Annotated in this window: 16 protein-coding genes, 1 tRNA gene and 2 pseudogenes; 14 read left to right on the plus strand and 5 right to left on the minus strand. The window is 58.8% G+C overall.

Annotation, left to right across the window (positions count from 1 at the left end; translation table 11 throughout):
* The first annotated feature begins 249 nt into the window (after positions 1-249).
* Together SLH49_RS15790 and SLH49_RS15795 are read left to right on the plus strand one after the other, a co-directional pair.
* Positions 250-579 (plus strand): hypothetical protein, encoded by a 330-nt coding sequence (locus SLH49_RS15790; RefSeq protein ID WP_320270128.1) that lies wholly within the window; start codon positions 250-252, stop codon positions 577-579.
* Positions 564-1,544, plus strand: a pseudogene (locus tag SLH49_RS15795) (recombinase family protein); the annotation flags it as partial. The gene SLH49_RS15790 and the pseudogene SLH49_RS15795, both read left to right, overlap by 16 nt.
* A gap of 538 nt (positions 1,545-2,082) precedes the next feature.
* Here SLH49_RS15795 and SLH49_RS15800 read toward each other — a convergent pair.
* Positions 2,083-2,169, minus strand: a tRNA-Leu gene (locus SLH49_RS15800).
* 166 nt (positions 2,170-2,335) lie between these two features.
* Here SLH49_RS15800 and lipB point away from each other — a divergent pair.
* Positions 2,336-3,016, plus strand: a pseudogene (lipB, locus tag SLH49_RS15805) (lipoyl(octanoyl) transferase LipB); the annotation flags it as partial.
* A gap of 115 nt (positions 3,017-3,131) precedes the next feature.
* On the opposite strand, the gene SLH49_RS15810 reads toward lipB, so the two are convergent.
* Both SLH49_RS15810 and SLH49_RS15815 read right to left on the minus strand, forming a co-directional pair.
* Positions 3,132-3,929: a universal stress protein gene (locus SLH49_RS15810; RefSeq protein WP_320270129.1), complete on the minus strand. Its 798-nt coding sequence runs from the start codon at positions 3,927-3,929 to the stop codon at positions 3,132-3,134.
* 94 nt (positions 3,930-4,023) lie between these two features.
* On the minus strand, positions 4,024-4,572 hold the full coding sequence (locus tag SLH49_RS15815) for a pseudouridine synthase (RefSeq protein ID WP_320270454.1): 549 nt from the start codon (positions 4,570-4,572) through the stop codon (positions 4,024-4,026).
* 246 nt (positions 4,573-4,818) lie between these two features.
* Between SLH49_RS15815 and SLH49_RS15820 the strand changes: the two genes are divergently transcribed.
* The 3 genes from SLH49_RS15820 to SLH49_RS15830 all read left to right on the plus strand — a co-directional run bounded on the left by SLH49_RS15820 (position 4,819) and on the right by SLH49_RS15830 (position 8,763).
* Positions 4,819-5,991 carry a type III PLP-dependent enzyme gene (locus SLH49_RS15820; protein ID WP_320270130.1) on the plus strand — a complete coding sequence of 391 codons (1,173 nt, stop codon included), beginning with the start codon at positions 4,819-4,821 and terminating at the stop codon, positions 5,989-5,991.
* Between the two features lie 123 nt (positions 5,992-6,114).
* A complete protein-coding gene (locus tag SLH49_RS15825) occupies positions 6,115-7,395 on the plus strand; it encodes a DUF3422 domain-containing protein (protein ID WP_320270131.1) in 1,281 nt (426 codons plus the stop codon).
* Between the two features lie 57 nt (positions 7,396-7,452).
* A complete protein-coding gene (locus SLH49_RS15830; protein ID WP_320270132.1) occupies positions 7,453-8,763 on the plus strand; it encodes a cytochrome-c peroxidase in 1,311 nt (436 codons plus the stop codon).
* Here SLH49_RS15830 and SLH49_RS15835 read toward each other — a convergent pair.
* Positions 8,760-10,232 (minus strand): CRTAC1 family protein, encoded by a 1,473-nt coding sequence (locus tag SLH49_RS15835; RefSeq protein WP_320270133.1) that lies wholly within the window; start codon positions 10,230-10,232, stop codon positions 8,760-8,762. The two genes, SLH49_RS15830 and SLH49_RS15835, sit on opposite strands and share 4 nt — an antisense overlap.
* Positions 10,229-11,494, minus strand: coding sequence for an ROK family protein (locus tag SLH49_RS15840; RefSeq protein ID WP_320270134.1), 1,266 nt, complete (start codon positions 11,492-11,494; stop codon positions 10,229-10,231). The genes SLH49_RS15835 and SLH49_RS15840 overlap by 4 nt, the downstream gene beginning before the upstream one ends.
* 208 nt (positions 11,495-11,702) lie before the next feature.
* Here SLH49_RS15840 and xylF point away from each other — a divergent pair, with 208 nt between their 5' ends.
* From xylF to SLH49_RS15880, 8 genes are all read left to right on the plus strand, one after another.
* The gene (gene xylF, locus SLH49_RS15845) at positions 11,703-12,734 is read left to right on the plus strand and encodes a D-xylose ABC transporter substrate-binding protein (protein ID WP_320270135.1); all 1,032 of its coding nucleotides are present in this window, start codon (positions 11,703-11,705) and stop codon (positions 12,732-12,734) included.
* A gap of 124 nt (positions 12,735-12,858) precedes the next feature.
* Complete coding sequence (locus tag SLH49_RS15850; protein WP_320270136.1) at positions 12,859-14,151, plus strand: sugar ABC transporter permease; 1,293 nt, start codon at positions 12,859-12,861, stop codon at positions 14,149-14,151.
* Complete coding sequence (locus SLH49_RS15855) at positions 14,148-14,897, plus strand: ATP-binding cassette domain-containing protein (protein WP_320270137.1); 750 nt, start codon at positions 14,148-14,150, stop codon at positions 14,895-14,897. The genes SLH49_RS15850 and SLH49_RS15855 overlap by 4 nt, the downstream gene beginning before the upstream one ends.
* Complete coding sequence (gene xylB, locus SLH49_RS15860; RefSeq protein ID WP_320270138.1) at positions 14,897-16,336, plus strand: xylulokinase; 1,440 nt, start codon at positions 14,897-14,899, stop codon at positions 16,334-16,336. The genes SLH49_RS15855 and xylB overlap by 1 nt, the downstream gene beginning before the upstream one ends.
* Positions 16,333-17,637, plus strand: coding sequence for a xylose isomerase (gene xylA / locus SLH49_RS15865; protein WP_320270139.1), 1,305 nt, complete (start codon positions 16,333-16,335; stop codon positions 17,635-17,637). Before xylB ends, xylA begins: the two co-directional genes overlap by 4 nt.
* 112 nt (positions 17,638-17,749) lie before the next feature.
* Positions 17,750-18,664, plus strand: coding sequence for a hypothetical protein (locus tag SLH49_RS15870; RefSeq protein ID WP_320270140.1), 915 nt, complete (start codon positions 17,750-17,752; stop codon positions 18,662-18,664).
* Positions 18,661-19,869: a hypothetical protein gene (locus SLH49_RS15875; RefSeq protein ID WP_320270141.1), complete on the plus strand. Its 1,209-nt coding sequence runs from the start codon at positions 18,661-18,663 to the stop codon at positions 19,867-19,869. Before SLH49_RS15870 ends, SLH49_RS15875 begins: the two co-directional genes overlap by 4 nt.
* Positions 19,862-21,049 (plus strand): glycerate kinase, encoded by a 1,188-nt coding sequence (locus SLH49_RS15880; protein WP_320270142.1) that lies wholly within the window; start codon positions 19,862-19,864, stop codon positions 21,047-21,049. The genes SLH49_RS15875 and SLH49_RS15880 overlap by 8 nt, the downstream gene beginning before the upstream one ends.
* Positions 21,050-21,062 lie beyond the last annotated feature (13 nt).

The following is a 21,062-nucleotide window of genomic DNA, read 5'->3' on the forward strand; positions in this document are numbered from 1 at the left end:
CAGATCAGAAATGATATTTCCGGTTTTGGATATAATGATGGAAACAGATACCCTGCGCCTCTTACCCAAGATGACCATGGGTTTGCCATGATATGGACAGGTTAAGCGTATGAGGTCGTTTGAATTTTCTCTTGCGTGACGAAGGGAAACGATGCATTATGTTCTGTATTTGTTCACATTCTGCCTTGGTGTCGTGGACACCGTAGAACGAACGCATCACCCAAACATTTAGACGAAAGGAAACCGGCTATGTCCCGCCAGCCCCATCATTGTGACCTCCCGCCAGATTTTAATCCTGAGACCGCTCCACCGACGCTGACCATTGATTGGGATGCCTATCTCCCCTTCTTTGAAGACGAAGATATCTCCGAAGAGGAAAAGCGCGAGCTGATTGAAGCTCTTTGGTCGATTGTGGTCAGCTTTGTTGACCTAGGCTTTGGCGTTCATTCTGTTCAACAGGCCTGTGGACAAAATGAGGTTCTTGTCGGCGATGCGTCAAAGGATTTGGTATCCTTGTTGCAAGACGATTGGAACAAAGCCCAACAATGCGAACAGGAGGATACATGGCAGGATCAGTAATCCAACGAAAAGCAGTCATTTACTGCCGTGTGTCTGGGGCAAAGCAAGTTCGCGAAGGTGACGGCCTCGCCTCACAAGAAACCCGGTGCCGTGAGTATGCCAAATACAAGTCCTACGATGTCGTTGAAGTCTTCACCGACGACATGACGGGCAAGGCGACTGCGCGACCGGGTATGCAGTCGATGCTTGGTTACCTCCACATGAATGCCAGCAAAAGTGATGAGATTGTTGTCATTATTGATGACATCAGCCGCTTGGCACGTGGCCTGAATGCCCATCTTGAACTGCGTCAGTCATTAGCCGGTGCCGGTGGCAAGCTGGAAAGCCCGTCTATTGAGTTTGGTGAAGACAGTGACTCCGTGCTTGTCGAGAACTTGCTTGCCTCGGTTGCTCAACATCAGCGCGAGAAGAACGGCGAACAGACATCCAATCGCATGAAGGGACGTATGATGAACGGCTATAGCGTTTTCGCCGCGCCGGTGGGATATCGCTACGAGAAACGTAGTGGGCACGGCAAGATGCTCGTCCGCGATGAACCCGTTGCATCCATTGTCCAAGAGGTCATGGAAGGCTATGCATCCGGACGTTTTGAGACACAGGCCGAGGTGAAACGCTATCTCGAAAACCAAGCGGCATTCCCTAACATTAACGGCAACGTGCGCCAACAAATCGTGACGGATATGTTTAACCGGGTTCTCTATGCTGGATACATCGAACACGAGCCTTGGGGCGTCACACGCCGTAAGGGACATCATGAGGCGCTTGTGTCGCTCGAGACCTATGAGCGCATTCAATCCCGCAAGGCTGAGCGTCAGATCGCGCCTGCACGTCCGGATATCAATCAAGACTTTCCACTGCGTGGTGCAGTGACATGTGCCTGTTGCGACAAGCCGCTAACCTCTTGCTGGTCACGCAGTGCGACAGGCAAGCGATATCCTTACTACTGGTGTCAGACAAAAGACTGCGTGATGTATCGCAAGAACATCCGCGCTGAAAAGATCGACACGGCCTTTGCAGAGGTCATGCAGTCGCTGGCACCCTCGAAGGGTATGATTGCGCTCGTAACAAAGATGCTTAAGGACGCATGGTCACAACGGCTTGTACAGACAGACGCTAAAAAAGAGAGCGGGAAGCGCAAGGTTGCGCAGTTGAACCGACAACTGGATGGTCTATTGATGCGGATTGTGGAGACGGACAATCCAACAGTTGTTGCGGCCTATGAGAAAAAGATCGCTAAACTGGAGCAAGATAAGCTCACCTTAGCGGCTCAACTCGCGCAAAAGAGCAAAACAAAGCATAGCCTTGATGAGATTTTCGAACTTTCCATGGCATTCCTGACAAACCCCTGGAGCCTATGGGAAAAAAGCAATCTCACCCTCAAGAAAACAGTGCTCAGATTGGCTTTTCAGTCACCTTTAGCCTATTCCCGCGAAAACGGGTTTCGAACTCCGCAAACCTCTGTGATCTTTAGGTTTTTGGGTGATCTCAAAGAAAAATATGAAATGGTGCGGTCGGGGGGACTCGAACCCCCACGAGTGTTACCTCACAGCGACCTCAACGCTGCGCGTCTACCAATTCCGCCACGACCGCAAGTCTTTCCAGGCTGGTAAGTGGAGTTCTCATAGACGAGGCGTTTTGTGATGCCAAGAGGGAAATGGCGTCTGTGCCTGCACGCAATGCCGTCATTGTTAGAACGTTACTTTTGCACCACGATCAATTGTGGCACACCGATGCCTAACGATCAAAAGAGGACGCTCAAAATATGGTGGAGTGGATCATCAGTGACGGGCTGACCGACTACGCCGCCGCACTCGATTTCATGGAGGCACGGGTCGAGCGTATCGTTGATGGAACAGCACGGGAATGCATCTGGCTACTGGAGCATCCGCCGCTTTATACCGCCGGCACCTCCGCGAAGGCTGAGGATCTGATCGATCCGCATCGTTTTCCTGTCCATCAGGCAAGGCGCGGTGGAGAGTACACTTATCATGGTCCGGGGCAACGTGTTGTCTACGTAATGCTTGATGTGGGCAAGCGCGGACGCGATGTGCGGGAATTCGTGAAGGACCTCGAGAACTGGAGTATCGCAGCGCTTGACTGTTTTGGCGTTCGTGGCGAAATCCGCGATAATCGTGTTGGGGTTTGGGTGCGGCGCCCCGAAAAGCCCAGACGGCCTGACGGACAGCCCGCCGAAGATAAAATTGCGGCCTTGGGTATACGCCTGCGCAAATGGGTCTCGTTCCACGGCCTATCGATCAATGTCGACCCTGATCTGGAGCATTTCACAGGGATCGTCCCTTGCGGGATCAAGGCGCATGGTGTCACGTCCCTTGTTGACTTGGGCTTGCCTGTCACAATGGCGGACCTTGATGTGGCGTTGCAGCAGACCTTTGACAAGGCGATGTGCGGTGATCGCGTCGTGGACCCACCCGCATGATGCCGCTGATCACAAGCTTCGTGGAAGCATGGCGTTTCCAGGCTACCAGGGCGAACCGCGAGATTTTGGGTGAGCTACGTCACGACATATCCAAAACGATAACGTCGTTCTTCGACTAGAGGATGAGTATGTCGCAGGTGACATGTCCAAGCAGGAAGCTGGCCGTGCTGCCGAGGACAAATGCTTCCAAACCTGTCTTTTGTGTTCGTCCAAACGCTACCAGATCCGACCGCGCCGTCTTGATCGCCGCCAAGAGCGCATCGTTGACCCGTCCGCTGAGCAGGTCAACTTTTGGCTGCGGGACTGCATTGGACATTTTGCGCGTGATTTCGGCTAGGTGACCATGGACCATATCCTGAGCGTTGGCGCGTGCGGCCTCTGTGACGTCGCCAATCACCTTTGTAACTGTCAAGTCAGCCTCTGGCGCGATCCTCAATGCGTGTTCAAATGCGCGGCGCGCGTTGAGCGAATGATCGAATGCCACAATGGTCCTTTTATAGCTTCTGTGGACAGGACCACGTACCACGAGGATCGGATGCGCGATCTTAGATACGATCTGGTCGGTTGACGTGCCTTGAAAGATGGTTGCTGCGGTCAGATCCTGGCTTTGGCCCAACACCACCAAATCAGGATCCACTGCGGAGACCCTTGTGATGATGGTCTGAACGGGATCACCGATCTGCGTGTAGGCTGTCCAGTCTGGCCGCTTCGTTTCATCGGGCGTTAGTTCGGCGAACTGACCGGCGATCCGCTCATCCAATTCGGCTCTACGTGCTTCCATGCTCTCCGCAGCAGATGCGCCGACATAGATGACATGCAGATGCGACATATGTTCAGTGGCGAGGCGGCAGGCGCGTTCGAGCGCGCGATCCGAACGGGAGGTGAGGTCGCTGGCATAGAGAATGTGTTGCATTTTGTGCCTGTGTTAGGTGTCTTAGACGCAAACAGGATGCCTCATCTTGGCAAGAAATGTATTGATTTATATCAAATGCTTACCAGCGTATTAGTTATGTTGTGACCTCGCGCCATTCACCAGACAATAGCCCGTCGAGGGACCAATCGCCCACGCGCCAGCGCACCAGCCGGAGCGTGGGAAAGCCGATATGGGCGGTCATGCGACGTACCTGGCGGTTGCGGCCTTCACTGATCGTGATCTCGATCCATCGGTCGGGCACGGATTTGCGAAAACGCACTGGCGGGTCACGATCCCAGAGGATGGGGGGATCGATTTGCCTCACCTTTGCAGGGCGGGTCGGCCCGTCCTTGAGGGTTACACTATCGCGCAGCTTCTGAAGCTCCGAATTCGTTGGTACCCCTTCGACCTGCACCAGATAGCATTTGCTCAGCTTGTGCTTCGGATCAGCGACCCGTGCCTGCAGCCGTCCGTCATCGGTGAGCACCAGCAAACCCTCGCTATCGCGGTCGAGGCGTCCGGCGGGATATACGCCGGGCACATCGATGTAGGATGAGAGGGTCGGGCGCGGCGTTGGGCTACGCGCATCTGTGAATTGCGACAGGACGCCAAAAGGTTTGTTGAACAGGATCACGCGGGCCATGACTTTCATGTGCCGCAGATATGCGGGCCCGTCCATGCCGATATGAAAAATCGCATAGTGTCATTTTCCCTCTTGTGCCGAATCTCAACTTGCCCCAAATGCGCGCCCATAGACGCCAACGCACGCGCCTCTGGCCAGTGATAGTCAACGCACTCGTGTTTACGTAGCGACGGTAACGTCTCTTTTGGAACTGAGCGGTCTGGGGCGGTGAGAATCCGTTATGGCCGGGTCTACTGGAGATGACCCATGACTATGCACTTCGCGCCCGACGGGGCGTCTTTTTCTGTCGAATCCACTTCTCGCCTCGATGCGTTTGTTGCCGCGCGCAGCTTTGACAAGCCGACACTGGTGATGGACCTTGATCTGGTTGAGGCGCAATACCGTGCGCTGCGCCGGGGGCTCGGACGGGCGGATATCCATTATGCGGTCAAGGCCAATCCGGCGCGTCAGGTCATTGCGCGGCTCGTCGATCTTGGCTCGCACTTCGATGCGGCCTCACGGGCCGAGATTGCGCTTTGCCTCGAAGAGGGCGCGCAGTCGTCAGAGGTCTCCTTTGGCAACACGATCAAGCGTGACTCTGACATCGCCTGGGCCTGGGACCAGGGGATTACGCTGTTTGCTGCCGATGCGGCAGAAGAACTGGAGAAGATCGCCGCAAATGCGCCGGGCGCTTGCGTTTACATCCGGCTGGTGGTCGAGACATCGCCGGGCGACTGGCCGTTGTCGCGCAAGTTTGGCTGCGACAAGGATATGGCGCTGCAATTGCTAGACATGGCGAAAACACTGGGCCTGAAACCAGTTGGGTTTTCATTCCATGTCGGTTCGCAAACCCGGCAGGCGGCGATGTGGGCGCCCACTTTGGACGTGATGGCCGACATCTGGCAAGCCGCGCGGGCGGCGGGGCATGATCTGACTTTGCTCAATATCGGTGGCGGGTTCCCAGCCTTTCATGGTGAAGAGATTGAGACACCGACAGCTTATGCCGCCGAGGTTATGGCAATGGTCGAGGCGCGTTTCCCGAATGTCCCACACATCATGGCTGAACCTGGTCGCGGTATGGTGGCAGAAGCTGGCGTGATCGTGGCCGAAGTCATGCTCGTCAGCCGCAAGTCGGACCGTGATTTGCATCGCTGGGTCTATCTGGATATCGGACGTTTTTCCGGGCTCGCCGAAACGGAGGGTGAGGCGATCCGCTATCAGTTTGAGACGGCAAAGGATGCCGAGCCGATGGGCCCATGCATTCTGGCGGGGCCAAGCTGTGACAGCGCGGACGTGCTTTATGAAAAGCGACCTGTGTCATTGCCACTGTCGCTGAAATCCGGAGACCGCGTCCTGATCCGCAACACTGGCGCCTACACATCGACCTATTCTTCGGTTTGTTTCAACGGCTTCCCGCCGCTGGATGTCGTTGTCATCTGACCAAAAGGTGGCGTGCGGTATACTGTTGCACGCCGCTAACTATTTATAAATTAACAATTTTCATGGTTTACAGGGTGTGAAACCTCGCTACCTTGCGGGGAAGAGTAGCAACAAGGCACGCCCATGCCCGCAATCGAAGATCACCCGCTGCGCTATCAGATGGCCAATGAGCTGCATGCGCGGCCTTTTCCTGCAGTGGCCGCCCCCAGCCGTGCGGCCTATCTGGCAATTAAGCCTGCTAGCAACGCGGCAGGCCGCGACCGCGAGGCGGATCGCGCCCATCTGATCGACCTTTTGGACCGCTTTGGCGCGCAGCATCCGCAACCCGGAGCCACGCATTACTTTGGCAAGATCGGCAAGCACGAATTGAAATGGGAAAGCCATACCGAGTTCGTGACCTACACGGTCTTCGGGGAAGGTGTCGCCGAACGGCCCTTTGACGCCGCAACATTTGCCGTTTTCCCCGAAGACTGGCTGGAAGCGGCCCCGGGCACGCGCGTGACGTCCGCGTTGATCCGCGTTGAAGTCGCTGATGGCGACGATGGCATCGCGGAGAAGGCGCGCGACTGGTTTGTACCCGAAAGCCTCGCCATCAGTCGTGTGGTGGGGGATGATCTCGTTGTCGCTGGAGATTTTCGGATCGACCCCGGCGGCCATATGCGTTTTGCCGCCTTCGCGCGCCCACATGTGGGTGACCGGCGCGTCGGTCGCGTCGTGCAGCGGCTTTGCGAGATTGAGACCTATAAGGCGATGTCTATGTTGGGCCTATCACGGGCGCGGTCCCTAGGGCCGAAAATGGCGGAATTTGACAGGAAACTGACCGGCTTGTTGGAGAATATGCGCGGTGCGGTCGCGCATCCTGCCGAGGTGTTGGAGGGGCTTCTGGAAGTTTCGGCAGAGATCGAAAACACGATTGCTCAATCAACATTTCGTTTCGGCGCAACAGGGGCTTACGAGACGATTGTGAACCAACGCATCGCGGTTTTGCGCGAGGAGCGGTTCTCCGGGCGCCAAACCTTTGGCGAGTTCATGATGCGCCGCTTTGATCCGGCCATGCGCACCGTGAAGTCGACGGAAGGGCGCTTGCAGGCCATGTCGGATCGCGCCTTGCGTGCTGGCGATCTGTTGCGCACGCGGGTTGATGTGGAGCGCTCTGCCCAGAACCAGGAACTGCTCACTAGCATGGACCGGCGCGCCGATCTGCAATTGCGCTTGCAGAAAACGGTGGAGGGGTTGTCCGTTGTCGCGATCAGCTACTACGCCGTCAATCTGGTGCTCAACATGACCGGCCCGCTGGAAGAGGCGTTTGGCATCAGCAAAGTGGTATTCGCCGCTTTGGCGACACCGATTGTGCTGGGCATCGTCTGGTATCTCGTCAATCGCATCCGCCGCAATATGGAGTAAGTGCCGCACTTGCACCCCGCCTGCGCCATGCTAACCATTGCGGACGGGGAGGAAACGATGCGGATCATCACAACGGGTTTCATGGCAGTTCTTGGCACGGGTGTCGTGGCAGAGGGCTTGCCGCGCGCACTGACCGACGCCGATTTCCGGCCCGTGCGCGAGGTGGAGGCACGGCTGGGCCAGTTGCTGTTCTACGATCCGATCCTGTCGGGCAATCGCGAAGTGTCTTGCGGCACCTGCCACCATCCGGCCTTTGGCACGGGAGACGGTCTGTCGCTCGGCATTGGCGATGGCGGCATCGGTCTCGGCCCGAAACGGGTGGTTGATTCCGAAAACATGCCAGAACAACGCATCCCGCGGAACGCGCCCGCGCTCTTTAACCTCGGCGCGCATGAATTCACCGTGCTCTTCCACGATGGCCGGATCGAGGTCGACCCCGACCGACCTGGCGGCCTGCGCACACCACTGGATGCGGATATGGTGACGGGCTTTGCCTCGCTTCTGTCCGCACAGACGATGTTCCCGGTGCTGAGCGCCGATGAGATGGCGGGGCATTACAGCGAAAACGACGTATCCCAAGCCGTGCGGCGCGGGGTGATCACGGGTGAGGGCGGCGCGTGGGACATCATCGCGCGGCGGGTTGCGGACACTCCCACCTATGCCCATGATTTCATTGCCGTTTATGATCACATCGATGAGCCGGACCAGATCACATTCGCTGATATCTCGAACGCGATTGCGGCTTTCATGGAATGGGAATGGCGGTCGGATAGCGCACCTTTTGACGCCGTTCTGCGGGGAGAGGGTACGTTGCCAGAGCCCGCCGCGACCGGCATGGAGCTGTTTTACGGCAGTGCGGGCTGCGCCGCCTGCCACAGTGGCCCGTTTCTGACCGACCATGATTTTCACGCCATGGGCGCTCCGCAAATCGGCCCCGGAAAGGCCGCCCGCTTTGAAAGCCACGCACGAGACGAGGGGCGGTTTCGCGTGACAGGTGATCCGGCCGATCTCTATGCATTCCGCACGCCGTCCCTGCGCAATGTTGCCCTAACCGCACCTTACGGGCATGCGGGTGCCCATAGCGATCTGCGCAGTTTTATCGTGGCTCATCTGGACCCGGCGGTGGACCTGCAAGCCTACGACCTGACGCAGGCGACCTTGCCAGAGATGCCAGTAGATGACGCACGCGGGTTCGCCGACAGTTCCGCAATCATGGCAGCCATAGCCGATGAGCCGGTTAATGTGACAGATGAGGAGGTGACGGCTCTGATCGCATTTCTCGACGCGCTGACCGACCCGATCTCTGTTGAGGGACGATTGGGCATCCCTGATACCGTGCCGAGCGGTTTGCCCGTCGATCAGCCCTAGCGGCTGATAATCAGCGTCTGGTTTGCCGGGCTTTCGTGGCCAGAGACGGAGCCATCGGGCCAACGCACGGTGATCACCGCACTTTCGGCATCGCCGAGACCGAAATGCAGGGGCAGGGCGCTGCCCCCCGCATGGCCGCCGCCGACCACCTTTTGCTGCACCTGAATGCCCGCAGAATCTGCCCCGTAGCGGACAATGATCGTCGCCCCGATCCCAAAGGTGTTCACATCCATCTGGCTCATATCCACGCGCAGCCAGTTGCCGGTGTCTTCGGTGATGTTGCGATAAAGCTCCATCGGCGCGCGGCGGTTCATCACCACCAGATCAAGCCGACCGTCATTGTCAAAATCGGCGAAAGCGGCTCCGCGAGACCGGTCCGTCGTCGCGATACCTGCTGTCGCCGCGGCCTCCACAAACGTGCCATCCTCGTTCTGCATCAACAGGTTATTGGGATCACGTGTAGCCAATCCCGGCATCTGGTCCACATTACCTTTCGCGATGAAAAGGTCTGGCTGCGTATCGTTGTCCACATCCGCAAATTCCGCATGCCACCCGGTTGAGGGGCGGCCATCATCGCCGATATGGGGCCGCTGCGCGTAGGTGCCAATGCTGTAGGGCGCAGCTCCATAGGTTCCGTCCGGGTTGGCCAGTTGCATCAATTGATCGCCCATCGAGGTCAGCATGACCTCATCCAAGCCATCGCCCGTCAAATCGCGACTGGCAATCCCCATGCCCCAGAGCGAGACATTGTTCCAACCGTCCTCCGGCCCCAGAAAGTGCCCGTCGGCGATGTCCCACATCTGCTCGTGCCCGCCGCGCACGTAGTAGTGGCGATCATTGGAAATGCGCAGAGTGGGCCGCCCGCGCGCATCATTGGCGGCGAGCATAGATAGTGGGCAATAGCCAGGGGTAAGTGGGGTCGCGAAGTAATCGCCGCTTCCGGCCCGTAGCAGGTAATTGTCATCGCAGGCCTCAAACGGACCGTCAGGGTCGCTGCGATCCACGTAATTTCCGATGGCCATGACGAGGCCCTGATCGTCCCACCAAGCCGAGAATGCGGTGGTCCAGTCATCGCGCAGGGGCAACTCGCTGCCACGACTGAACCGGCAATCGCCCGCACCCATCTGCAGTTCGTTCTGCCCGACCCGCATGATGAATAGATCGAGCGTACCGTCGCTGTTGATATCCAGCGGATAGGCACCCGTCACACCGGTGATTGCGGGGAATTCGACGGGGATGAAGGTAAAATCGCCCTGATTTACGAAAAGCTTCGCGGGGTTCTCGCCGCCAGCAGCAAAGATATCGGGCAGTCCGTCGCGATTGCAGTCAAAAACCGCGATGCCGCCACCCACAAAATGCTCCCATCCACCATCATAGACATGGTCAGGAAGGCCGAATGAACGGTCCTCAAAACGGGGCTCCGCCGCCACCGCCGACGCCAGAAACAAAACGGGCAGGGCGCGGATCATGTGCGACTTTCACCCAACGCCGCGTCGGTGACGGCGGTCAGGGCAAGCGCTGTGGCGCCACGCGCCCAGGCCAGATCTCCCCAGGCGTGGATCTCGACACGACAGGGCGTGCGCCCGTCATTCAAGGTCAGCTTCTGCATCTCGGCCAGCACTTCATCGGCGTAAAGATAGTCGTATTTCATCCGCGCGCCTGACAGAATAATCAGTTCCGGATCAAAGAGTTGGATGATATTCGACAGGCCCACCGAAAGATAACGTCCGGCCCGGCGAAAGATGGTCAGTGCCGCTTCGTTCCCGGATTTGGCCTGTGCGAAAAGCGCCTCGAGCATCGCTGCGGGGCTTTGCAGATTGCGGGGATTGCGGTGCAGCGCAGTCGCTGCCTCGCGCGCCAGCGCATAATCGGCCAGATAGGCCTCCAGGCAGCCGCGCTGGCCGCAGCGGCAAAGCGCGCCGTCCAGTTGCACCTTGATATGGCCAAGCTCCAACCCCATGCCGCGCGAGCCGCGGAACAACTGATTGCCCAAAACCATCCCCATGCCGACACCATGTTCGATGGTCACAACCGCAAAATCCGGCATGGCGCGGCCCGCGCCGAACCAGAGTTCCGCCAGTGTCAGGACATTGGCATCATTGTCCAGCAGCAGGGGCAGCCCGAAGCGGCTGACAAAGGCGTTCGCCATGTCCACGTCCCGGTCGACCAAAAGTGGAGACCAAGGGACCATACCGGTCTCGAAATCCACGATCCCTGACATCCCGATACCCACCGCCGAGATGTCCGACAGTGACTTACCGGCGCTTTTCATGACAAGGTCCATAAGCGCATCGATTTCTTCCAGCAAAACATCCAGTGACTTGGGCGTTGGTTGGGTTTGCAAGGAGGCATCTGCCAGCATGCGACCGGCAAAATCGGTCAGGACGGCGGAATGGCTCTCGTCCGACAGCTTGATGCCGATCACATGATGGCCTTCGGGCACCACCTCAAGGGCGACCGGCGGGCGGCCGCGTCCGCTTTCGCGCGGTAGGCCCTCAACCTCGCGCAAGAGATTTGCCGTGATCAGATCGGCGGTCAGGGTCGTGGCAGAGCCTGCGCTGATGCCAAGCGCGCGGGTGACGTCAGTTCGTGCAGCACGGCCCGCTGCTCGCACATGTTCAAAGATTTGCTGGCGCAGCGGCTTGGAATCGGTGCTTTCGCTCGGCAACATCGGGCCGCAGCCAGTGGGCCCCTCTGATTCGCCGCTTTCCGCTGTGATTTCATCATACATATTTCAAGACTTGAATTATTGTGTAGTGGAAACCCAATCAACAACCAGACTTTTCCAGCTTTGCCCAAAATTCGAGCTTACGCAAAGCAATTTTTTCACATTGGTGGCGATTTTTATTTTGACAACTGAAATTAATTGGTCATCCTGTCCGACGTAAGGTCAAAAGACCTACGCCCTGAGCCAAAGGGTAAATCGTTGGGAGGAACATATGCATAAATCCATTATTGCCGCGGTTATTGCTGTTGCAGGTTTCAACTCTGCAGCGCTCGCAGATGGTCACGGCGTCACTGTTGGCGTGAGCTGGTCCAACTTTCAGGAAGAGCGCTGGAAGACAGATGAGGCAGCGATCAAAGCCGCTTTGGACGCCGCCGGCGCCACTTACGTGTCGGCTGATGCGCAGTCATCTTCGGCAAAGCAGCTTTCGGACGTTGAAAGCCTGATCGCGCAGGGCGTGGATGCCCTTATCATTCTCGCACAAGACGCAGCGGCGATTGGCCCTGCGGTCGATGCAGCCGACGCTGAAGGCATTCCGGTTGTGGCCTATGATCGCCTGATCGAAGACCCACGCGCATTCTACCTGACATTCGACAATGTCGAAGTTGGCCGCATGCAGGCCCGCGCCGTTCTTGCCGCCCAGCCAAACGGCAACTACGTCATGATCAAGGGCTCACCCACTGACCCGAACGCGGATTTCCTGCGCGGTGGTCAGCAGGAAGTGCTGCAAGCCGCGATTGACAGCGGTGCGATCACAATCGTGGACGAGGCCTATACCGATGGCTGGCTGCCTGCGAATGCGCAGCGCAACATGGAACAGATCCTGACCGCCAATGACAACAACGTGGACGCGGTTGTTGCTTCGAATGACGGCACTGCCGGTGGCGCCGTCGCTGCGCTGACTGCACAAGGGATGGAAGGCATTCCGGTGTCAGGTCAGGACGGCGACCATGCTGCGCTGAACCGTGTGGCGCTGGGTACGCAGACCGTCTCCGTTTGGAAGGACGCCCGTGACCTGGGCTATGCGGCAGGGCAGGTGGCTGTCTCCATGGCCAGCGGCGCGCCGATGCTGAGCGTCGTGGGTTCTGGAAAATGGACCTCGCCCGGCGGGACCGAGATGACCTCGCTCTTCCTGGAGCCTGTGCCTATCACAGCCGACAACTTGACCACGGTGACTGATGCCGGTTGGATCACTGTCGACGCGCTCTGCCAGGGTGTCTCAGGCGGTCCGGCCCCTTGTAACTAAGCGTTGCGGGCGGGCAATGCCCGCCCTGATCGGGACCTTGTGAAAGACTTGCGAAGTCCCTTCGCTGCATTTCAAAGCGTCTGTCTCATGCGCTGGCCCCAAACGGGCCGGAACGGAGGATCATATGTCTGATCAAATTGCAGAACCCGTCAAAGCCGAACGCAACTTTCTGGCCAAGCTTGAGGTCGATACTCGCCTGTTGGGGATGATCGGTGCGTTTGTTCTGGTCTGCCTCGTCTTCAACGTGCTGACAGACGGGCGGTTCCTGACACCGCGCAACATCTTCAACCTGTCGATCCAGACCGTTTCGGTCGCGATCATGGCGACGGGCATGGTTTTTGTGATCGTCACACGGCACATTGATCTCTCGGTTGGCGCGTTGCTTGCCACTTGTACCGCTGTCATGGCGATGACGCAGACGCAATTTCTTCCAAACGTGCTTGGGTTGGAGATCGGCCACCCCATGATCCCGTGGATCACCGTTCTAGTCGGACTTCTGACCGGCGCGCTGATCGGTGGATTTCAGGGCTATCTGGTGGGTTACCAGATGATTCCGGCCTTTATCGTTACGCTGGGTGGTCTTCTGATCTGGCGCAACGTGGCCTGGCACATGACCAACGGCCAGACCATCGGCCCGCTGGATGAGACCTATCTACTCTTTGGCGGCATCAACGGCACGCTCGGCGTCTTTTGGAGCTGGGTTGTCGGTGTCTTGGCGGCAGTGGCCTCGGCCTTTGGTATTCTCTCCGCGCGTCGCAGCAAGATCGGCCATGGTTTTGCGGTCAAGCCGATGTGGGCAGAGGGCATCGTCATTGGTGTGGTTGTCGCTGCGATCCTGGGCTTTGTCGCGGTGCTGAACTCTTACACGGTGCCAGATCGGGTCATCGCCCGCGATCTGGAGCGCTGGGGCTGCGAGGCGGCTGAAGGCTGCACGGCCGCCTACGGCATTCCTTATTCGGTCCTGTTGCTGATCGTCGTGGCCATCATCATGACTGTCATCGCGCAGCGCACGCGGTTGGGCCGCTACATCTTTGCCACCGGGGGGAACCCCGATGCGGCAGAGCTGTCGGGCATCAATACGAAGCTGCTGACGGTCAAGATTTTCGCGATTGTCGGTGTGCTCTGCGCCCTTGGTGGCATCGTTGCCTCTGCCCGGTTGGGGTATCACACCAATGATATCGGCACGCTCGACGAACTCCGCGTGATCGCGGCAGCGGTAATTGGCGGCACCGCCCTGTCGGGTGGGATCGGCACAATCTACGGCGCCATTATCGGCGCGTTGATCATGCAATCCCTGCAATCGGGCATGGCCATGGTGGGCGTCGATGCGCCCTATCAGAACATCGTGGTGGGCTTTGTGCTTGTCCTCGCCGTATGGATCGACATCCAGTACCGCAAATTCTCGGGAGCGAAATGATGACACCTCTTGTTGAGATGAAAGATATCTGCATTTCGTTCGGCGGGGTGAAGGCGGTCGATCATGTGAGCATCGACCTCTATCCCGGCGAGGTTGTGGGCCTTTTGGGCCATAACGGGGCCGGGAAATCGACGCTGATCAAGATCCTGTCGGGCGCCTACAAGATGGATAGCGGCGAGATTTGGATCAACGGACAAAAGGCCAATATCCAGACCCCACGCGATGCGCGCGACCACAATATCGAGACAATTTATCAGACGCTGGCGCTCGCTGATAATCTTGATGCGGCCTCAAACCTGTTTCTGGGGCGCGAATTGACAACGTCTCTGGGCTTCGTGGATGACGGCCGGCAAGAGGCAGAAACGGCCAAGATCATGGCGCGCCTCAACCCGAACTTCAAAAAGCTGAGCGAGCCTGTCTCAGGTTTGTCGGGCGGTCAGCGGCAATCGGTGGCGATTGCACGGGCGGTCTATTTCAAGGCGAAGATCCTGATCATGGATGAACCGACCGCAGCCCTGGGTGTGCACGAGACCAAGATGGTCGCGGACTTGATTCAGGAGCTGAAGGCGCAAGGTCTTGGCATCTTTCTGATCAGCCATGATACACGCGAAATGATGGAGCTTTGCGACCGGGTGTCTGTGATGAAGAACGGACAGGTTGTGGGGACCGAGCGGGTCGAAGATGTGACGGAAGATGACATCCTGTCGATGATCATCCTTGGGAAAAATCCAAAGAAAGCAGCCTGATGTATATCGGTCTTGATCTTGGGACCTCTGGTCTCAAGGCGGTGCTGATTGATGAAGCCCAGGCGGTGCTGGCCGAGGCCGTGGCACCGCTGGAGGCCGTGCGGCCCGAACCTGGATGGTCGGAACAGGTGCCTGCGACATGGCTCGATGCGGCAGATGCTGCTATGCGGGCGCTGGGCGCGCAGGTCTCGCTGGAAGCGGTGCGTGGGATCGGGTTGTCGGGCCAGATGCACGGCGCGACGCTGCTTGATGCGGCGAACGAGGTGCTGCGCCCCTGCATCTTGTGGAACGACACACGGTCCGCTGTTGAGGCGGCGGAGCTGGACGCCGATCCGCAGTTTCGCGCGCTGACGGGCAACATCGTCTTCCCCGGTTTCACTGCGCCGAAACTGGTCTGGGTCGCCCGACATGAGCCGGAGATTTTCGCGCAATTGGCGCGGGTGCTGTTGCCGAAGGATTACCTGCGGCTTTGGCTGACAGGTGAGGCTGTGGCCGAGATGTCGGATGCTGCGGGGACATCCTGGCTGGATGTCGGCAAGCGCGACTGGTCGGATGCGTTATTGGCGGCCACCGGCATGTCGCGGGACCAGATGCCGCGATTGGTCGAAGGGTCGCAGGTTTCCGGGCAATTGCGCGATGCACTGGCGGTCTGCTGGGGCCTACCGAAGGGTGTGGTCGTGGCCGGTGGCGGTGGCGACAACGCCGCAAGTGCGGTTGGCGTGGGCGTTGTCAAGGCGGGTGATGCATTTGTGTCACTTGGAACTTCAGGCGTGCTCTTTGCCGCCTCGGATGCGTATCAGCCCGACGCTGCCACCGCCGTACATACCTTTTGCCACGCGCTGCCAGGCACATGGCATCAGATGGGCGTGATCTTGGCTGCTGCCGACGCGCTCAACTGGTTTGCGGGCGTGGCGGGGCAGCCCTCGGCCACCCTGACGGGTGCTCTCGGGGAGTTGCAAGCGCCAACGCGGGCGCTGTTTCTGCCCTATCTGGGGGGAGAGCGGACGCCGCATAATGATGCCAGCATTCGTGGATCGTTTCTGCATCTGGATCACGGGGCCGATCAGGCAGCCATGACCCGGGCCGTGCTGGAGGGTGTGACCCATGCGATCCGGGATTGCTATGATGCGCTGTCTGCGACGGGGACGCAGATCAACCGCTTAATTGCCGTCGGCGGTGGGTCGAAATCCGACTATTGGGTCAAGGCGATTGCAACCTCGCTGGGCCTGCCCGTTCAACTGCCGGTTGCCGGTGATTTCGGTGGGGCGTTCGGCGCCGCACGGCTTGGCATGATGGCGGCGACGGGGGCGGGGGTTGAGATCGCGACGCCACCACAGATCGCCCGCACGATTGACCCTGACACATCGCTTACTGCGGCCTTTTCCGAGGCGCATGCGCGCTATCGCGCCAGCTATGCCGCATTGAAAGGACTGATATGACCGACTTTTTCAAAGGCATCCCAGCCATTACGTATGAGGGGCCGCAGACGGGCAATGATTTTGCCTTCCGGCACTACAATCCGGATGAGATGGTGATGGGCAAGGCGATGAAGGATCACCTGCGCTTTGCCGCTGCCTATTGGCATTCCCTCGCCTGGCCCGGCGGCGACCCGTTTGGCGGCCAGACGTTTGAGCGGCCCTGGTTCGGCGACACGATGGCGGCGGCGAAGCTGAAGGCGGATGTGGCCTTCGAGATGTTCCAGATCCTCGGCGTGCCCTATTTCTGCTTTCACGATGCCGATGTGCGGCCCGAAGGCACGAGCTTTGCTGAGAGCACAAAGAACCTTGCAGAAATTGTTGATTACTTTGCGGAAAAGATAAACGCCTCCGGCGTCAAACTACTGTGGGGCACGGCCAATCTGTTCTCGCACCGCCGCTACATGGCCGGGGCGGCGACGAACCCTGATCCGGATGTGTTTGCCTATGCCGCCGCAACGATCAAGACCTGTATGGATGCGACGATCAAGCTGGGTGGCGAGAACTACGTGCTCTGGGGCGGGCGCGAGGGTTATGAGACGCTGCTCAACACCGATATGGGCCGCGAACGGCAGCAGGCGGGTCGCATGCTGCAGATGGTGGTCGACTACAAACATAAGATTGGGTTCAAGGGCACGATCCTGATTGAACCGAAGCCGCAGGAGCCGACCAAGCACCAATATGATTACGACGTCGCCACGGTGTATGGGTTCCTGAAGGACTTCGGACTTGAAGGCGAAGTGAAGGTCAATATCGAGCAGGGCCATGCGATCCTGGCTGGCCATTCGTTTGAACATGAACTGGCGCTAGCGCGTGAACTGGGCATCTTCGGGTCCATCGATATGAACCGCAACGACTATCAGTCGGGCTGGGATACAGATCAGTTCCCCAACAATGTGCCCGAAATGGCTTTGGCCTATTACGAGGTGCTGCGCGCGGGCGGGTTTACCACCGGGGGAACGAATTTCGATGCGAAGCTCAGGCGGCAAAGCCTTGATCCAGAAGACCTTATCCTCGCCCATGTGGGTGGCATGGATGCCTGTGCGGCGGGGCTGAAAGCCGCCGCCGCGATGCTGGAAGATGGTAAGCTGGAAGAGGCGCGCGCTTCGCGTTACGCGGGCTGGGACACCTCCGACGCGCAAGGGCTGCTGACACAGGCGACATTGGATCACTGCTATGAGTGTGTTGTCCGCGACAATATTGATCCACAGCCGAGATCGGGCCGGCAGGAGCGGCTGGAAGGCCTCGTGAACCGTTATCTCTAGGCTACGCTATTCCTGACCTTGTGCCGTGGTGTTGGCCTGCCTAGTCTGGTGCGGACCAGACAGGCTCAAGACGTTGATCGGCACAGTTTTCAAGACATTCAGGCGGCGTTACATGGACCTGACCCTGCGGTCCGGGCGCGACTATTTGGTGCGGATTGTCGAGCGTCCGGGGCTCTGGATGTCGCCGGGGGATTTGGAGAAATTGTCAGCTGCTTTGCGACAGATTGCAGCGCAGACGCTGGATGCAGGGAGCCTCACTTACGGTGTGTTTTCTGGCGACAAGGCGCGGATGGAAGCGGTGATCATCACGCTTGTGTCGCGCCGCGATGGCACGTCGGTGGCGTTTAACGCGCTTGCGGTGATGGATGTCGACACTGCGCCGCAACCGACCGAGGTGCTGCATCTGGGCCTCGTCATGGTGGACCCCGATGAGCGATCCAAGAACCTGTCTTGGGTGCTGTACGGTTTGACCTGCTTTCTGATTTTTGTGCGGCGGCAGTTTCGGCCAATCTGGATCTCGAATGTCACGCAGGTGCCTGCGGTTGTGGGCATGGTGTCCGAGATGTTCTCGGATGTCTGGCCGCGCCCGGCGGGCGGGCGGCGCACGCTCAATCACCTGCTGCTGGCCCGTCAGATCATGGCGCACCATCGGCAGGTCTTTGGTGTGGGCGATGACGCTGGATTTGATGAGGCGCGATTTGTAATCACTGAGGCCTATACCGGTGGGTCCGATAATCTGAAAAAGACCTGGGCGCAGGCCCCAAAACATCGCGACGAAAGCTACAACGCGTATTGCGCGGTGACGCTGGATTACGACCGTGGTGACGATGTGCTGCAGCTGGGGCAGATGGATTTGGCTGCAATGCGCACGTATCTTGCGCGCGAAGTGCCGAAGTCGGCCCTGCTTGGCTTGCTGGTTACCGGCGCGCTGGTCGCGCTGCGGCGTCTGATCTTGCCAGCGATCTACTGGGCCGACAGCACGCGGCCTTTCTCGATCCTGCGCCCGGCCAAAGATCAAAAACCATGATTGCCGCCGCGACGATCCTGGTGCAGCTTTTCCTGTCCTGCGCGGCTCTTTTGGGGCTGTTTGTCCTCCGCGGCGTCCTGATGGCACGCGATCCGTGGGAGCCGATCAACCGCCGGTTTCTCTTTGGTGTTCAGGTCACGATGATGCTCTTTGCGGCGCGGGTCTTCATGATTTTGACCGGGATTGAGGCGTTTCGCATCTTTGTGCTGCTGGCTGCCGGTCTGATCCCGCTTGCAGTGCTTTTGCTGACCGAAGGGCTGTTGCGCCGGCATGCCCCACCCTCAATCAAGCTTTATGTCGCTGGTGGGGCCTGCATCGCGGCTCTCACTTCGCTTTGGTATTCCAATAGCATCGACCCGGCCCGTTTGTTTACGCTTCTGGCCTTTCAGGTTTCGGGCTTTGTGATTGCTGGCTGGCTGATCCTGACGCGTGATCAGGCGTCACTCTCGGCCCAGGAAAACGCGACGGCCGTCCGGCTTGGCCTGTCGCTGTTGTTGCTGATTCCGTTGGCAATGGGGGACTTCCTGCTTCTTTACATCGATCTGCCGATCCAGTTTTCGGCCCTTGGTGTTCTGATCCTGTGCTGGCTCGCCATCGGCCTTGGCCGGGCGCATCAGGGCCATCGCGCAACATTGGCCAATCTGGGGGTCATGATTGCGGCGGGCGGATCGGTGGGCGGCATGATCGGCTTTCTGGCTGCATTGGGTCAGGATGGAACACTTCTTGTGATTGCGGCCATTCTGACCATGCTTTTTGTGGTTGCTATCTTGAACGATGCGCGCGCCTTGCGGGCTGAAGAACAGAGCTTGGGCCTGCTGCGCTATCTCGCGGATGCCAAGACCGACGACCCGATGGCGTTCCTGCGCAACCTGCAAAGCCACCCCCTTGTGGACGGTGCCGTTGTGATCAGTGAAGATCGCCTTTCGGATCTGCAACCGTCTGTTTTGGATGAGATTTTCGAGGCAGCTCCAGTATTGCGCAAGTCCGACCCGCCGCAGCTTAGCGCAGTGGCCGATGATCATATCGCCTATCTCTTTGAACATTACGCAGCCACGCACGTGATGCTTGCGATGGTGAACCCCCGCGTGCTGATCGCACTTGCGATGCCGTCGCTGACCGCATCGCCGCAGGCAGAGTTGGAATTACGGGTGGTTCAGCGTATGGCTGCATTGATGGCCAAAGAGGGGAGAGTTGGGCATGGATGATCCACGCGAAGTGGCGCGCCGGATTTTTGATGCGGGGCTGCGCGCGGCTGATCCTTTTGCGGCTGTGGAGAATGCGCTCGACCGTGTACAATCGCCAGCACTGATCATCGCCGTGGGAAAGGCCGCGCGGCGCATGGCCGAACCGGCGCTCGCGCGCTTTCAAGGTGCGCCATGTCTCGTGGTGACTAATTACGAGAATGCAGGTGATCTGAACGGTGCATTGGTTCTGGCAGCCGGGCATCCGGTGCCCGATGAAAATGGGGCAGCCGCCGCGCGCACAGTTATTGATGCGTTGCAGGCCGCCCAAGGGCCGGTTCTGGCCTTAATTTCAGGTGGCGGATCGGCCCTCCTGCCTGCGCCTGCAGGAGATGTGACGCTTGCCGATAAGGCAGTCGTGAATGAATTACTGCTGGGTGCGGGCATGGATATCTGCACAATGAACCTGATCCGGCAGCAATTGTCGGAACTGAAGGGCGGCGGTTTTCTGCGTTGTGCAGCACCGCATCAGGTGACCGCGTTGATCCTGTCCGATGTTGTCGGAGATGATCTCTCTGCCATTGCCAGCGGGCCCACTGCGCATCCCCTTGGCACCGCGGCTGACGCGATTGAGGCCCTCCAGAAGGCAGGCATATGGGCGCGCGTACCGGATGCGGTGCGCACTTATCTAAAAGGTGCGCCACCACTTGAACCGGTGCCTGATTGCACGAACATCCTTGTCGGTTCAAACGCAAGAAGCGTGGGCGCAATGGCCAAGGAAGCGGGTAAGGTGCATGTGATGTCTGACCCGGTTGAGGGCGACGTGGCCGATGCGGCGCTTAAGATCTGCGATGAGGCGCAGCCGGGGATCACCCTCTGGGGTGGTGAGACCACGGTGCATTTGCGCGGGAACGGGCGCGGTGGGCGCAATCAAGAACTGGCATTGCGCATCGCGCTTGAGGCACGTGCACGTGGCTGGACCCGCTGGGTCTGTCTGCAAGGCGGGAGTGACGGGCGTGATGGCCCCACCGATGCGGCCGGCGGTCTGGTCGATCAGGACACGTTGGACAAGATCGGCGCTGTTGAAGCACTGCTTGCCAATAACGACAGCTATGCCGCGCTGAAACAGGCGGGCGACCTTTTGATCACAGGCGCGACCGGCACGAATGTGGCTGATCTGGGTGTGATGATCCGGATGGACTAAGCCGGTCAGCGCT

Source organism: Cognatiyoonia sp. IB215446, from assembly GCF_033963825.1.
Classification (GTDB): Bacteria; Pseudomonadota; Alphaproteobacteria; order Rhodobacterales; family Rhodobacteraceae; genus Yoonia.